Source organism: Nocardia sp. CS682, from assembly GCF_004634405.1.
Lineage (GTDB): Bacteria > Actinomycetota > Actinomycetes > Mycobacteriales > Mycobacteriaceae > Nocardia > Nocardia ninae.
Genome location: NZ_CP029710.1, coordinates 7191461 through 7206079 on the forward strand (window position 1 = coordinate 7191461; position 14619 = coordinate 7206079).

Sequence of the window (14619 nt, forward strand, 5' to 3'; positions counted from 1 at the left end):
GTTTGAATCCCTGCATGTACCGACCACGCACGTTTCTGTTCGGCCGCCAAGGCCGCACCACCGCCGCATTGCTCGCCGTGGCAACCGTTGCGACCCTCGGACTCACCGGCTGCGCGAACAGCGACAAGCCGGTCGGTCCCGTCGCCGCGGACACGCCACTACCCGTTGAGGTTCCGGCAGGCACCAAGCTGATCGTCGCCGACCAGTCCGAGCGCCTGCAGTCGGTGCTGCGGATCTCCGGTGAGCTGGACAAGCTGCCGTTCCAGGTCGAGTTCGCCAATTTCGTCGGCGGCCCGGCCATCCTCGAGGCCTTCCGCGCCGAAGCCGCCGACGTCGCGCAGGTGGGCGATGTGCCGCCGATCCACGCGCTCATCGCCGGGCAGGACGTGCCGATCGTCGCCGCCTACCAAACCAGCCCGACAGCGCTGAAACTCGCGGTGGCGCCGGGCAAGTCGGTGAGCACGCTGGCCGACCTGAAGGGCAAGAAGATCGCCTACGCCGAGGGCACCGCCCAGCAGGCCGCGGTGCTGCGCGCACTGGACAAGGCCGGATTGACAACCGGCGACGTGCAATTGATCCGGCTGCAACTCGCCGAGTTCCTCGACGCCGTGCGCACCGCGCAGGTCGACATCGCGCCGCTGATCGAGCCGAATGTGACTCGGCTGCTGCGTACTCCGGGTGCGTCGCTGATCCCGGACGCGCAGACCGAGGGCATCTACGGCGGACTCGGCTATCTGTATGCGCGCCGTGCGGTCGTGCAGGATCCGGCCAAGGCCGCCGCGACCCGCGCCCTCGTCGGCGCGTTCGTGCGGGCGAACCAGTGGGTCAACACCCATCAGGAAGAGTGGGCGCGCAGGTACTACGTGGACAACCAGAAGGTCAGTCCGGAGGATGCCAAGCGGATCGTGGACTCGCTGGGCACCTTCACCTTCCCGCATCTGGATCAAAAGCTGGTCGACCGGCAGCAGGCCACCATCGACGCCATCGCCAAAGCCGGTGAGCTGCCGAAGAAGGTGCAGGCGGCCAACGGCTTCGACCTGCGCTACGACGCCGCGATCACCGAGGCGGTCACCGCCAGCGGTGCCGCGTTCGCACCGAAGGAACGCTGATGGCCACCTTGGACGCCGGAGTATGGAACAAGGTCGGGCGCAGTGCCACACCCGCGCGAGAACTCGCCAAGCGCAAGCCGAACCGGCCCAGGCTCGGCCCAGGTCGACCGATCCCGTTCGGCGCCGCCGTCGGACCGACGCTGCTGATCGCCGCGTGGGTGCTCGGATCCGCCTCCGGCACACTGGATCCGGAGACTCTGCCCGCACCGTGGACGGTCGCCGAGACCGCCGGTGACTTGCTCGCCGACGGCAGGCTGCAATCCAACCTGCTCACCTCGGTGCAGCGCGCCGGTTACGGCCTGGTCCTCGGTGTCGCCGTCGGCCTGGTCCTCGCGCTGGTGGCGGGCTTGAGCCGGGTTGGTGAAGCGCTGGTGGACGGTCCCATTCAGATCAAGCGCGCGATTCCGACGCTGGCGTTGATCCCGCTGTTCATCGTGTGGTTCGGCATCGGCGAGGAGATGAAGCTGCTTGTCATCACGACGAGTGTGGCCATCCCGATCTATCTGAACACCCACGCCTACCTGCGCAGCGTCGACTCCAGGTACGTGGAACTCGCACAGACGGTAGGGCTTTCGCGCTGGGGTTTCATCCGCCGCATCGCGCTACCCGGCTCGCTGCCCGGCTTCTTCCTCGGACTTCGCCTCGCGGTCACCATCGCCTGGCTGGCCCTGGTGGTGGTGGAACAGGTCAATGCCACCAGCGGCATCGGCTACCTGATGACCCAGGCCCGCACCTACGGCCAGATCGACGTGATCGTGGTCGGGCTCGTGATCTACGGCCTGCTCGGACTTTTCGGTGATCTCGCCGTGCGTGCGGTGGAAAGGAAGGCACTGTCATGGCGACAGACATTGGGGGACTGAACGTCGTCCGGACGCGCGCATTGCGTCGCGGGTTCGGCGAGCGGGTCGTGCTGCGCGACATCGATCTCGACATCGCGCGCGGAGAATTCGTTGCCCTGCTCGGTCGTAGCGGTTCCGGAAAGAGCACCCTGCTGCGTGCGCTGGCGGAACTGGACTATGACGTGCCCGGCTCGGGCGAACTGACGGTTCCGGCCGAACGTGCGGTGGTGTTCCAGGATTCCCGGCTGCTGCCGTGGATCCGGGTGCTCGACAACGTGATCCTCGGTCTGCGCGGGACCGGTGCCGCCGAGCGCGGGCGGGCCGCGCTCGCCGAGGTAGGTCTGGCAGGTCGCGAAAAGGCCTGGCCCAGGGAGCTTTCCGGCGGCGAACAGCAACGCGTCGCGCTGGCCCGTTCGCTGGTACGGGAGCCGGAACTGCTGCTGGCCGACGAACCGTTCGGCGCGCTCGACGCGCTCACCCGGATCAGGATGCACGTGCTGCTGCAAGACCTGTGCGCGCGGCACAAGCCTGCCGTCCTGCTGGTCACCCACGATGTCGACGAGGCACTGCTGCTCGCCGACCGTGTCCTCGTGCTCGACGAGGGACGGATCGCCCTCGACCAGCGGATAGATCTGGAACGCCCACGCAGGCACGGTGATCCGGGCTTCATCCGGCACCGCTCCCTGCTGCTGGCCAGCCTCGGCGTCGGCGCCGACGACCGCAACGAAGAAGAGAAGCAAGCCTCATGACTACTCCGCGTCAGCTCAGCCTCAACGCCTTCATCTACCCGTCCGGCCACCACGAGGCCGCCTGGCGGCATCCCGACAGCCAGCCCGGCCGGATCTACGACGTGGACTACTACCAGCAGATCGGCCGCACCGCCGAAGCCGCGAAGCTGGACGCGGTGTTCTTCGCCGACGGTCCGGCGCTGCGCACCAACGTCAAGCACAACGCGGGCTCCGGACTGGAGCCGATCACCCTGCTCACCGCCATCGCCACGGCGACAACACATCTCGGCCTGATCGCCACCGCATCGACCACCTACTACGAGCCCTACAACCTGGCCAGGCTGTTCTCCACACTGGACCACATCTCCCGCGGCCGGGCGGGCTGGAACATCGTCACCACCGGAACCGACCTCGCCGCCGCCAACTTCGGCCTCGACAAGCACCCCGATCATGCCGAACGTTACGCGCGGGCAAGGGAATTCGTGGACGCCGTGGTCGCGCTGTGGGACAGCTGGGAGGACGACGCCATCCTGCTCGACCAGGCGAGCGGGGTGTACGCCGACCCGGCCAAGATCCACCCGATCGACTTCGTCGGCGAACACCTCAGCGTGCGTGGACCGTTCAACGCGCCGCGCACACCGCAGGGGTATCCGGTGCTCGTGCAGGCGGGGGCGTCCAACGAGGGCCGCTCGTTCGCGGGTAAGTACGCGGAGGCGATCTTCACCGCGCACCAGCGGCTCGAGGACGCGCAGCGGTTCTATGCCGACATCAAAGCGCAGGCAGTGGGTTTCGGCCGCAACCCGGACCACGTCAAGATCCTGCCGGGCATCAGCCCGTTCATCGGCGACACCGAGGCCGCGGCCAAGCGGCTCGAGCGTGAGTTCAACGAGCTCACCGTGCCGGAATACGGTCTGACACAACTGGAGAACATCGTCGGTAAGAGCCTGCGGCACCTCCCGCTCGACGAGGCGGTCCCGGTGGATCTGTTCGACGACGCGGGTGAGGTCACCGACAACGCCCGCAGCCGGCTCCAGGTCGTCGCCGGAATCGTGCAGCGGGAACGGCCGACCGTGCGCGGCCTGCTGCACAAGCTGGCCGGTGCGCGCGGCCACCGGGTGTTCGCAGGCACCCCTGAGCAGGTCGCCGACACGATCGAAGAGTGGTTCCGCAACGGTGCCGCAGACGGTTTCAATGTGATGCCGCCGTACTACCCGGGCGGTCTGGAGGTGTTCGCCGAGACCGTCGTCCCGATCCTCCAGCAGCGCGGGCTGTTCCGCACCGAATACTCGGGCACAACGCTGCGCGACCACTTCGGTCTGCCCCGCCCCGCAGGCCGTACCACGCAACAACCGGCGCTGGCAGGCTAGAACAGCCGCACACTTCCCGTCGCGACGCACCCGGATGCGGTTCCGTGTGCGGCAACTCGGCAAGTGTGCGGCTCAGCGCACCCGCGTGCCGAGCAGGTGGCGCACGCCTGCGATGAACAGTTGCAGGCCGAAGTCGAAACGTGCGGTGGGGTCGGGGGTTTCGTCGAGGGGGGTCTCGTCGTCGGGCAGGGCACCGGCGGACTCCATCTGCATCCTGGACTGTTCGTCGACGGTCTGGCCGAGGACGTAGTACAGCAGGGTGAACGAGCTGAGCTCGGCTTCGTGGCGCGGCATGCCCGCGCGAATAGCCGCGCCCGCCATGCGTTCCCGGCCTTTGCTCGTGGTGAGTCGCGAGGCGTAGGTAGCCGAGACCAATTCGGCGCCGTCGCGATAGGCGAGCAGGCAGTCGCGCAGCCGGTGCGCCAATTCGCTGATCTGGCCGGACCATTCGGTGGCGACGATCGGCTCGTCCATCGGCAGCAGGATCTTGTCCGCGACCGCGCCGAGCAGCGCCTGCTTGTTGGGGAAGTGCCAGTACAGCGCGCCCGGCTGGACCTGGAGGGAACCGGCGAGGCGGCGCATGGTCAGGTCGGCGAGGCCGTACTGGTCGAGGATCGCGATGGCACCGTCGACCACGTCCGCTCTGTGCAGTTGCACCCGTTTTCCTTCCCTGTCCGAGGAGGCGTCGCCAACCCCTTCGTGGTTACGGAGGTTACCGCCTCGGGGCCGCTCGCTGGTGCGCCGCGGTGGTCGATGAGAGCCACGGCACGGTCCATCATCCGGCCCGCAGTGTTTTGACTCACTGTCCCGTCTACCCTAGCCTGAACACCGTTCAAGTTGCACGGCCACCTCGGCCGAACGAAGGGATTCGTGCAGTGACCCAGGCCCCTGTAGACCTCTCCATCCTGGCGCTCGCCCGCGAGCAAGTGCTCGACCGCGGCGAAGGACTGACCCAGGAACAGACCCTGGAGGTGCTTCGCCTCGGCGACGAACACCTCGAAGAATTGCTGGCCTTGGCACACGACGTGCGGATGAAGTGGTGCGGCCCGGAGGTCGAGGTCGAGGGCATCATCAGCCTGAAGACCGGCGGCTGCCCCGAGGACTGCCACTTCTGCTCGCAGTCCGGCCTGTTCCAGTCGCCGGTGCGCGCGGCCTGGCTCGACATCCCCAGCCTGGTCGAGGCGGCCAAGCAGACCGCGAAGACCGGTGCCACCGAGTTCTGCATCGTGGCCGCCGTGCGCGGCCCGGACGAGCGGCTGATGGCACAGGTCGCGGCCGGTGTCGAGGCGATCCGCAACGAGGTGGACATCCAGGTCGCATGCTCGCTGGGCATGCTCACCCAGGAGCAGGTCGACCAGCTCGCGGCCATGGGCGTGCACCGCTACAACCACAACCTGGAAACCTCGCGCTCGCACTTCCCGAACGTGGTCACCACGCACACCTGGGAAGAGCGCTGGGACACGCTGCGCATGGTCCGCGAGGCGGGCATGGAGGTCTGCTGCGGCGGCATCCTCGGCATGGGCGAAACCCTGGAGCAGCGTGCGGAATTCGCCGCGAACCTGGCCGAGCTGGAGCCCGACGAGGTGCCGCTGAACTTCCTCAACCCGCGCCCCGGCACGCCCTTCGGCGACCTCGAGGTGCTGCCCGCCGCCGACGCGCTGCGCGCCGTCGCGGCGTTCCGGCTCGCGTTGCCGCGCACCATCCTTCGCTTCGCCGGCGGTCGCGAGATCACCCTCGGCGACCTCGGTGCCAAGCAGGGCATCCTCGGCGGAATCAACGCCGTCATCGTCGGCAACTACCTGACCACCCTCGGCAGGCCCGCCGAGGCGGATCTCGATCTGCTCGGTGAGTTGAAGATGCCGATCAAGGCGCTCAACGAAACCCTCTGACCGCCCCCATGAGTAATGTCTTGCCTATGGACGAGCGCTACAACCCGTTCACCGGCAAACGGATCGTGCCCGGCCTCGACGACGCCGTGCCCGCGGCCGCCGCGCTGGGCTTGGAGCCGCCGCGCTTCTGCGAGCAGTGCGGTCGCCGGATGGTCGTGCAGGTGAGCCCCGACGGCTGGCGGGCCAAGTGTTCCCGGCACGGCGTGATCGACGCGACCAGTCTGGAACGCCGCTAGTGCAGGCGATGCGGAACGAGGCGCGCGCAGCCGCGGTGATCGCCTTGGCGGTGGTGCTGGTCAGTGCGGTGGTCGGCGTCGGGTGGGGGCTGCTCGCGCCGACCGAGCAGCTGTTCGTGGTCGAGCCCGGCCGCGGCGCCGTCTTGACCGGCGAGAGCGTGCACCAGTTCGACGCGGTGGCGGTGTTCGTGTGTCTGGCGGCCGTCGTCGGCCTGCTGACCGCCGTCGCCGCCTGGCGGTGGCGCGCGGCGCGCGGGCCGTTGCTGCCCATCGGTCTACTGCTCGGCTCGCTCGTCGGTGCCGCGGTGATGGCGCGGCTGGGTGAACAGGTCGCCGAGTGGGCGCACCCGCGGCCGGACGATCCGCCGCTCGGGCAGATCGTCGAACTGCCGACGGAGGTCGGCACCTGGCTCGCGCTGATCGTCCAGCCGTTGATCGCGTCACTGCTCGTGTTGTTCCTCGCCGCGTTGAATTCCTCGGAGGATCTGGGCAACAACACCGCCGTGCCGACCGGATCGTTCGACCCGGCAGGCGCATTCGGGCCATACGGTGCCGCGTCGTACCCGGCGGGCGGTGCCCCGATGCCTTACCGTGGCTACGAACCGGCCCCCGAGGCCGGTTCCGGTTCGCTGCCGGAGACTCGTCCCCGCCGCTGAGCGTTGTCCGAACCGTTGCCCGCGGGACGGCACCGGCGTACCGAAAAAACCTAGAATGGTGGCATGCGCTGTGCGTTCAGAGAGGAACGAGTCGTGGCGTTCGTCGGTAGCGGGCTGGTTGTCGAGGAGATCGACGCCAAGTTCTGGCGGGTGGTCGAACCCCTCGTCTATCAAGGTGATTCCCAAGAATTCGTGATCCCGGCCGGGTTCCGCACCGACTTCGCCTCGGTGCCACGGGTTTTGGTCTGGCTCGTGCCGCGCTACGGCGCCTACACCCGCGCCGCCATCCTGCACGACTACCTGCGCGACACCGAGCAGGTGAGCATCGCCGACGCCGACGGGATCTTCCGGCGCTGCCTGCGTGAGCTCGGTGTCTCGGTGCCGCGGTACTGGATGATGTGGGCCGCAGTGCGATTGGCCAGCAGGCTGCGCGGCGCGAGTTTCGGCGCGGTCGTCATCTGGGTGCTGATCGCCGTGCCGTCGGTGCTGTTCCTGGCGATCCCGGTGATCGTCGTCCAGGTGTTCCTGGTGCTGTTCTGGTTCGTGGAATTGATCTTCTGGGGCCTGGCGCGGGTGTTCGCCCGCACCGCAACCCCGCCGCCGCAGCCGCAGATGAAGACCGCCTGAGCCGTTCTCGCCGCGGCACTTCCGGCGCTTCGCGGTGCACCATGACGTGCGGCCTGGTCGGGCGGCATAAATTGAGTGGAGACGATGTTGGGGGTGGGGGTAGCTTGTGCTGGCCCGGCTATGGAAGGGAGGTCCGGTGATGAACGAGAACAACAGGGTGGGGACAGCGTCGGATCTGCCCGCCGAGCAGGTGCGTGAGCGGGCGGATCTGACCGCTTGGCGGCGGCGGGATGCGTTGCGGCGCAGCAGTGCCGCGCAACCGGTGGCGAACAAGCGGCGGTATCGGCGGGGGAGTAAGCATCGTAAGACGAGCGTCGAATAGGTCTCGTCAGGTCGGCGGGCGTAACGCGGCGAATTCGTCGGTGACGCGGATGCCGGAGTCGGTGTAGCGGTAGACGGCTGCGGGGCGACCGCCCGCGCGGCCGGGGGCCCGGGTCTTGCCGGTGGGGGTGATCACCTTGCGGCGGCTGAGGACTCGTTGCAGGTTCGTGGTGTCGACATCGTAACCTAATGCCGCGCAATAGATTTCGCGCAGCGTGGACATGGTGAAGTCGGCCGGGGCGAGCGCGAAGGCGATATTCGTGTAGGAGAGCTTGGCGGCCAGACGGGTGCGCGCGTGCTCGACGACCGTGCCGTGGTCGAAGGACATCGGCGGCAGCGCGGAGAGCGGATGCCAGGCCGTATCGCCGGGTAGCTGTGGGTCTGCCGTGAGCGGGACCAGTCCGAGATAGGCCGAGGCGATGCGGCGCGGCGCAGGCACCCGGTCGGGGGCGCTGAACACCGACAGCTGCTCGAGATGGGCCAGTTCGCGCACATCGACCTTCTCGGCGAGCTGACGGCGCGCTGAGGTGTCGAGGTCCTCGTCGTCGCGCAAACGGCCGCCAGGCAGCGACCAGGTGCCCTTCTGCGGGTCCAGCGCGCGCTCCCACAGCAGCACCGCCAATTCGGTCCGTTGCCAAGGTGGGCAGCGACCGATGACCCCGTTTCTGGCACTGGCAGGGCTGGGACCTGCGGTGATGTTCGCGGGGAAGCGGCGAACCTGGAACACCGCGGTGAGCGATTCGTGGATAGTGCTACTATGGGCCACGTTTTCGATTATAAGTCGAAAACCTGGTTTGGTGCGAATCGGCGGAGGAGTCGGTCGCACGACGAAGGGAGCCATCATGGCGACGATGGGTGCGAAACTAGCGCCTCCGCTGATGGGGCAGGTGTTCGACGGGCCGTCGGGGTTCACCGGTGTCGAAGCAACCCCGGAGTGGGCGCAGGAAGTCAAGCGACTGGCCCGCGCACAGAACGCGACGATTCTCGCGCACAACTATCAGTTGCCGGAGATCCAGGACGTGGCCGATCACGTCGGGGACTCGCTGGCACTGTCGCGGATCGCCGCGGCCGCACCCGAGGACACCATCGTGTTCTGTGGCGTGCACTTCATGGCCGAGACCGCGAAGATCCTCAGCCCCGCCAAGACCGTGCTGATTCCCGATCAGCGGGCAGGCTGCTCGCTCGCGGACTCCATCACCGCGGACGAATTGCGTTCCTGGAAAGCCGAATTCCCGAACGCGGTGGTGGTGTCGTACGTGAACACCACCGCGGAGGTGAAGGCGCTCACCGACATCTGCTGCACCTCGTCCAACGCGGTCGACGTGGTCGCCTCGATCGACCCGGACCGCGAGGTGCTGTTCCTGCCGGATCAGTTCCTCGGCGCGCACGTCAAGCGGATCACCGGCCGGGAGAACATGCACATCTGGGCCGGCGAGTGCCACGTGCACGCGGGCATCAACGGCGACGAGCTGACCGAGCAGGCGCGGACCCACCCGGACGCGGATCTGTTCGTGCACCCCGAATGTGGTTGCGCCACTTCGGCGTTGTACCTGGCGGGGGAGGGCGCGTTCCCGGCCGACCGGGTGCACATCCTGTCCACCGGCGGCATGATCGACGCGGCCAAGCAGGTGCGCGAACAGCGCGGCCAGGCCACCCAGGTGCTGGTCGCCACCGAGGTCGGCATGCTGCACCAGCTGCGAAAGGCCGCCCCCGGCATCGACTTCCAGGCCGTGAACGACCGAGCCTCGTGCAAGTACATGAAGATGATCACCCCGGCGGCCTTGCTGCGCTGCCTGGTCGAGGGCAAGGACGAGGTCCACGTCGACCTGGAAACCGCTGCGCGCGGCCGTAACTCGGTGCAGCGGATGATCGAGATCGGCAATCCGGGCGGTGGTGAATGACGCCGACCCCTGCCGTAACGGCGGTGGTCGGCGAGGAAGGCACGGGCCGATGACTCCGGTGTCGATCGACTGGGAGGCCGCGGCCGATCTGGTGGTGATCGGCGGTGGCGTCGCCGGTCTCACGGCGGCGCGCACCGCGTCGCTACGCGGACTGCGAGTGCTCACCCTCAGCAAGGGCGGCGCCACCGATACATCGACGCAGTACGCCCAAGGCGGGATCGCCGTCGTTGCGCCGCACGGTGATTCGGTCGAATCGCATGTGCACGACACCGTCGAGGCCGGTGCCGGGCTGTGCGACGTCGAGGCCGTGCGATCCATCGTCGAGGGCGGGCAGGCCGCGGTCGCGGCACTGACCGATCTCGGCGCGGTCTTCGATCTCGGGCGGGACGGGCAGATTTCGCGGACCCGCGAGGGCGGGCACAGCACCCGGCGGATCATTCACGCCGGCGGCGACGCCACCGGCGCGGAGGTGCAGCGTGCGCTGAACGCGGCCGGGCTTCCGGTGTTGTTCGGTGCGGCGGCCTGCGAGATCCTCACCGGCCCCGCCGGGGTTCAGGGCGTACTCGCGGTGTCCGACAAGGGTTTCGGGGTCGTGCACGCGCCCGCGGTGCTGCTGGCGACCGGTGGCCTCGGCCAGCTGTACGCCCTCAGCACCAACCCGCCGGGTGCGACCGCCGACGGAGTCGCGCTCGCACTGTGGGCGGGTGCGGCGGTGGCGGATCTGGAGTTCCTGCAGTTCCATCCGACCGTGCTGTACACGCCGGGTGGACTCGGACGACGTCCGCTGATCAGTGAGGCCGTGCGCGGCGAGGGTGGCATTCTGGTCGACTCCGAAGGTGATTCGGTGACGGCCGGCGTTCATCCGCGCGGGGATCTGGCACCTCGGGACGTGGTGTCGCGGGCCATTGCGGCGCGGATGCGTGCCCTCGGTACCGATCACGTCTATCTCGACGCGCGGGCGATCGAGGGTTTCGCGCAACGGTTTCCGACGATCACCGCGTCCTGCCTGGCCGCGGGGATCGATCCGGGCGTCGACCTGATCCCGGTGGCCCCGGCGGCGCACTATCAGTGCGGCGGCGTGGTGACCGACCCCTACGGTCGAACGGCGGTCGCCGGTCTCTATGCCGCTGGCGAGGTGGCCCGCACCGGACTGCACGGGGCGAACCGGTTGGCGTCCAACAGCTTGCTCGAAGGTCTCGTGGTCGGCGAACGAGTCGGTGCGGCCGCGGCCGAACGTCTCGGGGAGCGAGTCCGCGTCACCGAAGTCCGTACCAGGGGCGCCGAACGGGCGGATCGTGCTGTGCTGCAGCAGTTGATGACCGAGCACGCCTCGGTGGTGCGGGATCGGGCCGGGCTGGACGAGGCGATCAAGCGCCTGAAAGATGCGGTGACGCAACGTGAAACCGTGCCTGCCGCGGTGTCGTTCGAGGGTGCTGTGGCGGCCGATACGGCAGGGCTGGTAGTCGCCGACCGCATAGCCGACATCGAGGACGCCGCGCTCACCCTCACGGCGCAGACCCTGCTCCTTGCCGCGTCGGCTCGCACCGAAAGTCGCGGCTGCCATACCCGATCCGATTACCCGGAGCCCGACGACCGGCTCCGGCGCAGCCGGTCGGTGGTGCTGGACGAACAGGGTCGCCCCCGTCTCGACCGATGACATCCCGACGTTGAGTCGAGTGGCACATGGTGTCGGCGAACAGCTTTCGCCCGGTGCCGCTCGACCTCAGTGAGAAGCGTTCGCGCGTGAGTAGTAAGGAGTGGTTGATGGGTCTGGACACGGGGTTGGCTCGGGACGAGGTGGTCGCGCTCATCCGTACCGCGCTCGATGAGGACCTGCGCTACGGGCCGGACGTGACCACCGCGGCGACGGTGCCCGCCGATGCGGTGGTGAAGGCGTCCGTGGTGTCGCGGCAGCCGGGGACGGTGGCCGGGCTCGATGTCGGATTGCTGGTGCTGGACGAGGTGATCGGCGCGGGCGAGTACGAGGTCACCGGGCGGGTCGCCGACGGAACCCGGGTGACGCCGGGACAATCGGTGCTCACCGTGGTCGCCCCGACCCGCGGGCTGCTCACCGCTGAGCGGACCATGCTGAACCTGGTCTGCCACCTCTCCGGCATCGCCACCGCCACCGCCGCCTGGGTCGACGAGGTCGCGGGCACGGACTGCAAGATCCGGGACAGCCGCAAGACCCTGCCCGGGCTGCGCGCATTGCAGAAGTACGCGGTCCGGGTCGGCGGTGGGGTGAACCATCGCATGGGTCTCGGCGACGCCGCGCTGATCAAGGACAATCACGTGGTCGCGGCGGGCTCGGTGGTCGAGGCGCTGCGCGCCGTTCGCGCGCTGGCTCCCGACATCGCCTGCGAGGTGGAGGTCGACAGCCTCGAGCAGTTGGATGCCGTGCTGGCCGAGAACGTGGAACTCGTGCTGCTGGACAACTTCCCGCTGTGGCAGACCCAGGCCGCCGTGCAACGCCGTAACGCGGCCGCGCCGGCGACGAAACTGGAATCCTCCGGTGGACTCGGTCTAGAGGTGGCCGCCGACTACGCGCGGACCGGTGTCGACTACCTGGCCGTCGGTGCCCTGACCCACTCGGTCCGGGTGCTCGACCTCGGCCTCGACATGTAGCGGAACGATCTCCGGCGCCGATCAACAGGCGTGCCGTCTCGTCTTCATCGCATTACCGTTGTTGCGCAACACAATCGCGTGCGCCCGTGCCACGATGCCGGGATGAACGGCGGGTATCGCCTGGTTGCCGCGCTGCTGTCGATCGTGACAATCCTTGCGGTCTCCTTGGTCGGCGCGCCTTCGGTGTCGGCCGAACCCGAGTGTGCGGGGGCCGTGACGATGCGGCCGATCACTGTCGCCGTCGATGGGGAGCAGTCGCACGGGTGGGCTTACGAGCCGTATCACTGCGCCCCCGGCGATCTGGCGCCGCGCAGCCTGATCCTCGCGGTGCACGGGTTCAACGAGAAGGCGGCCGACTACCCCGACGTCATGTCCGCGATCGCGCGGCGGACCGGTGCCGCGCTGCTGACGCTGGACCAGCGCGGCGGAAACAGCGTGTGGAAGACGGGGGAGTGGAACCCGTGGGCCGGTTGGCACGACGTGGTCGCCACCGCCGAGTGGTACAAGAAGGAGCATCCGTCGGTCGGCAAAACCGTGCTGTGGGGGTGGAGCCAAGGTGGCATGACGAGCGGGCTGGCATTGGCGCACGGACCTGCCGGGCTGTTCGACTATTGGGTCAATACCGCGGGGCCCTCGAACACCGTCGACTACTGGAATGTCGGGAACACGCTGGGTCTGCCGCAGGTGCAGCAGATCGAGCGCGACGCCGGTGGTTGCCCACCCGCGGTCTGTCCGCAGGCGTATGCGGAGCGTTCCACGGCGGCGCTCGCGGCGAAGATGACCGCTCAGCGCGTGTTCCTGGTGCACGGAACCGCGGATCCGATTGTGCCGTACCAGCATTCGCTCGATCTGAAGGCCGGGCTCGCGGCGGCGGGGCAGGCGTACTCGATGTACACGGTCGTCAGTGGTCGCGGACCCGATGGTGCCGTGCTGCCCGGTACGCACTGGATCGGTCCGGTCTGGTTCCAAGGTGCCTGCGTGGTGGAGCGGGTTCTGACGGATCTGGAGCCGATGGATGGGGCGGCCAGCGAGTACGTCACCGACGTGTTGGCGGATGTGGATACCGCGCCCACGCCGCCGCCGGGTGCCACCTGCGCGGCCTGATCTCGCGCACGGGCGGGCTGCGGGTTCATGTCGCCGGGCTGGTGCCGCGACCCAGGCGGTTGATGGCAGACGTATCGGTCCGGTGCCCACGAAGCCCAGCCGCGCTGCCGACCTGCGCTGATGCCTGGGGTGACGTGCCCGACACTGCCCCGACAGTCAGCTCGCCGACCGTTAGCCGAACGTTTGCCCTGGCTGGGTACGATGCGCCGATGACTGCTGGCCGTCGCTTCCTTGCGTGGTTGTTGTCGATGGTGACCGTGTTGGCCGCATCGTGGCTCGCCGCACCGTCGGCGTCCGCCGAGCCCGAGTGTGCCGGGGACGTGGCGGTCCAGTCGATCGCCGCGAGCGTCGACGGGGAACAGGCGACCGGGCGGGTCTACGAGCCGTACCGGTGCAATCCGGGTGACCTGGCCCCGCGCACCCTGATCGTCGCGGTGCACGGGTACAGCGAGACGGCGGCCTCCTATCCCGACGTGATGTCCGGGATCGCCCGGCGTACCGGCGCCGCACTGCTGACGCTGGATCAGCGCGCCGAGAACAGCGTGTGGAAGCCCGGCGAGTTCAACCCGTGGGCCGGGTGGCAGGACGCGGTGGCCATCACTCAGCAGTACAAGGCCGAGCATCCGTCGATCGGCAAGACCGTGCTGTGGGGGTGGAGCCAAGGTGGGATGACGGCCGGGCTGGCGGTGGCGAACGGGCCCGCCGGGTTGTTCGACTACTGGGTCGATGCGTTCGCGCCGACGAACATCGTCGACTACTGGAACCTCACCAGCGCGTTCTTCCCGGCGCAGCGCGCGCAGATCGAACGCGACGCGGGTGGCTGCACGCCGCAGGTGTGCCCGCAGGCGTACACCGACCGTTCCCTGGTCGCGCTCGCGCCGAAGATCGACGCCGAGCGGACCTTCCTGATCCACGGGATCTTCGATGTGGATGTGCCGTACCAGCATTCGGTCGATCTGAAGAACGCGCTGATCGCGGCGGGCAAGCCGTATTCGATGTACACGGTGGTCACCGACCGCGGCGCCGACGGGAGCATCCAGCCCGGCGTACATGACGTCGGACCCACCTGGCGGCAAGGCATCTGCGTGGTGGAGCGGGTGGCCGAGGGGCTCGAGCCGCTGGATGGCGCGGCCCGCGACTACGTCACCAATGTGCTCGTCGGCGTCGATACCGCTCCGCCCCCGCCGCCGGGTGCAGCCTGTGCGGGGTGAGTGAGC

At 68.5% G+C, this 14619-nt stretch carries 16 protein-coding genes; 14 read left to right on the top strand and 2 right to left on the bottom strand.

Annotation, left to right across the window (positions count from 1 at the left end; all coding sequences use genetic code 11):
• Positions 1–14: 14 nt before the first annotated feature.
• Genes DMB37_RS32540 through DMB37_RS32555 form a run of 4 tightly spaced genes read left to right on the top strand, consistent with a single transcriptional unit; the run spans position 15 to position 4043 of the window.
• Entirely contained in the window at positions 15–1109 is a 1095-nt protein-coding gene (locus DMB37_RS32540) for an ABC transporter substrate-binding protein (RefSeq protein WP_135235939.1), read from the top strand.
• Positions 1109–1969: an ABC transporter permease gene (locus tag DMB37_RS32545; protein ID WP_135235940.1), complete on the top strand. Its 861-nt coding sequence runs from the start codon at positions 1109–1111 to the stop codon at positions 1967–1969. The genes DMB37_RS32540 and DMB37_RS32545 overlap by 1 nt, the downstream gene beginning before the upstream one ends.
• Entirely contained in the window at positions 1945–2697 is a 753-nt protein-coding gene (locus DMB37_RS32550; RefSeq protein WP_135235941.1) for an ABC transporter ATP-binding protein, read from the top strand. Before DMB37_RS32545 ends, DMB37_RS32550 begins: the two co-directional genes overlap by 25 nt.
• Positions 2694–4043 carry an LLM class flavin-dependent oxidoreductase gene (locus tag DMB37_RS32555; protein WP_135235942.1) on the top strand — a complete coding sequence of 450 codons (1350 nt, stop codon included), beginning with the start codon at positions 2694–2696 and terminating at the stop codon, positions 4041–4043. Before DMB37_RS32550 ends, DMB37_RS32555 begins: the two co-directional genes overlap by 4 nt.
• A 72-nt stretch (positions 4044–4115) precedes the next feature.
• Here DMB37_RS32555 and DMB37_RS32560 read toward each other — a convergent pair whose 3' ends face one another.
• Entirely contained in the window at positions 4116–4700 is a 585-nt protein-coding gene (locus DMB37_RS32560) for a TetR/AcrR family transcriptional regulator C-terminal domain-containing protein (protein WP_135235943.1), read from the bottom strand.
• Positions 4701–4918: 218 nt separating this feature from the next.
• Here DMB37_RS32560 and bioB point away from each other — a divergent pair, with 218 nt between their 5' ends.
• From bioB to DMB37_RS32585, 5 genes are all read left to right on the top strand, one after another.
• A complete protein-coding gene (gene bioB, locus DMB37_RS32565) occupies positions 4919–5932 on the top strand; it encodes a biotin synthase BioB (protein ID WP_135235944.1) in 1014 nt (337 codons plus the stop codon).
• 26 nt (positions 5933–5958) lie between these two features.
• Positions 5959–6168 carry a hypothetical protein gene (locus DMB37_RS32570; protein WP_135235945.1) on the top strand — a complete coding sequence of 70 codons (210 nt, stop codon included), beginning with the start codon at positions 5959–5961 and terminating at the stop codon, positions 6166–6168.
• Positions 6169–6176: 8 nt separating this feature from the next.
• Entirely contained in the window at positions 6177–6824 is a 648-nt protein-coding gene (locus DMB37_RS32575) for a DUF2567 domain-containing protein (protein WP_135235946.1), read from the top strand.
• 63 nt (positions 6825–6887) lie between these two features.
• A complete protein-coding gene (locus DMB37_RS32580; RefSeq protein ID WP_240771756.1) occupies positions 6888–7451 on the top strand; it encodes a DUF1353 domain-containing protein in 564 nt (187 codons plus the stop codon).
• Positions 7452–7590: 139 nt separating this feature from the next.
• Positions 7591–7773, top strand: coding sequence for a hypothetical protein (locus DMB37_RS32585; RefSeq protein ID WP_135235947.1), 183 nt, complete (start codon positions 7591–7593; stop codon positions 7771–7773).
• A 6-nt stretch (positions 7774–7779) separates the two neighbouring features.
• On the opposite strand, the gene DMB37_RS32590 is transcribed toward DMB37_RS32585, so the two are convergent.
• Positions 7780–8538 (bottom strand): NUDIX domain-containing protein, encoded by a 759-nt coding sequence (locus DMB37_RS32590; RefSeq protein ID WP_135235948.1) that lies wholly within the window; start codon positions 8536–8538, stop codon positions 7780–7782.
• Positions 8539–8614: 76 nt separating this feature from the next.
• On the opposite strand from DMB37_RS32590, the gene nadA reads away from it, so the two are divergent.
• From nadA to DMB37_RS32615, 5 genes are all read left to right on the top strand, one after another.
• Entirely contained in the window at positions 8615–9673 is a 1059-nt protein-coding gene (gene nadA, locus DMB37_RS32595; RefSeq protein ID WP_135235949.1) for a quinolinate synthase NadA, read from the top strand.
• A gap of 49 nt (positions 9674–9722) precedes the next feature.
• Positions 9723–11330 (top strand): L-aspartate oxidase, encoded by a 1608-nt coding sequence (locus DMB37_RS32600; protein WP_135235950.1) that lies wholly within the window; start codon positions 9723–9725, stop codon positions 11328–11330.
• A 107-nt stretch (positions 11331–11437) separates the two neighbouring features.
• Entirely contained in the window at positions 11438–12298 is an 861-nt protein-coding gene (gene nadC, locus DMB37_RS32605) for a carboxylating nicotinate-nucleotide diphosphorylase (RefSeq protein ID WP_135235951.1), read from the top strand.
• A 102-nt stretch (positions 12299–12400) separates the two neighbouring features.
• Positions 12401–13402, top strand: a complete 1002-nt coding sequence (locus DMB37_RS32610; RefSeq protein WP_135235952.1) for a S9 family peptidase — start codon at positions 12401–12403, stop codon at positions 13400–13402.
• 209 nt (positions 13403–13611) lie between these two features.
• A complete protein-coding gene (locus DMB37_RS32615; RefSeq protein WP_135235953.1) occupies positions 13612–14613 on the top strand; it encodes a S9 family peptidase in 1002 nt (333 codons plus the stop codon).
• Positions 14614–14619 lie beyond the last annotated feature (6 nt).

Excerpts from the sequence above, each read along its gene's own strand:
- DMB37_RS32540 (WP_135235939.1), top strand. The coding sequence starts at position 15 with ATGTACCGACCACGCACGTTTCTGTTCGGCCGCCAAGGCCGCACCACC.
- DMB37_RS32545 (WP_135235940.1), top strand. The coding sequence starts at position 1,109 with ATGGCCACCTTGGACGCCGGAGTATGGAACAAGGTCGGGCGCAGTGCC.
- DMB37_RS32550 (WP_135235941.1), top strand. The coding sequence starts at position 1,945 with ATGGCGACAGACATTGGGGGACTGAACGTCGTCCGGACGCGCGCATTG.
- DMB37_RS32555 (WP_135235942.1), top strand. The coding sequence starts at position 2,694 with ATGACTACTCCGCGTCAGCTCAGCCTCAACGCCTTCATCTACCCGTCC.
- DMB37_RS32570 (WP_135235945.1), top strand. The coding sequence starts at position 5,959 with ATGGACGAGCGCTACAACCCGTTCACCGGCAAACGGATCGTGCCCGGC.
- DMB37_RS32575 (WP_135235946.1), top strand. The coding sequence starts at position 6,177 with ATGCGGAACGAGGCGCGCGCAGCCGCGGTGATCGCCTTGGCGGTGGTG.
- DMB37_RS32580 (WP_240771756.1), top strand. The coding sequence starts at position 6,888 with ATGCGCTGTGCGTTCAGAGAGGAACGAGTCGTGGCGTTCGTCGGTAGC.
- DMB37_RS32585 (WP_135235947.1), top strand. The coding sequence starts at position 7,591 with ATGAACGAGAACAACAGGGTGGGGACAGCGTCGGATCTGCCCGCCGAG.
- nadA (WP_135235949.1), top strand. The coding sequence starts at position 8,615 with ATGGCGACGATGGGTGCGAAACTAGCGCCTCCGCTGATGGGGCAGGTG.
- DMB37_RS32600 (WP_135235950.1), top strand. The coding sequence starts at position 9,723 with ATGACTCCGGTGTCGATCGACTGGGAGGCCGCGGCCGATCTGGTGGTG.
- nadC (WP_135235951.1), top strand. The coding sequence starts at position 11,438 with ATGGGTCTGGACACGGGGTTGGCTCGGGACGAGGTGGTCGCGCTCATC.
- DMB37_RS32610 (WP_135235952.1), top strand. The coding sequence starts at position 12,401 with ATGAACGGCGGGTATCGCCTGGTTGCCGCGCTGCTGTCGATCGTGACA.
- DMB37_RS32615 (WP_135235953.1), top strand. The coding sequence starts at position 13,612 with ATGACTGCTGGCCGTCGCTTCCTTGCGTGGTTGTTGTCGATGGTGACC.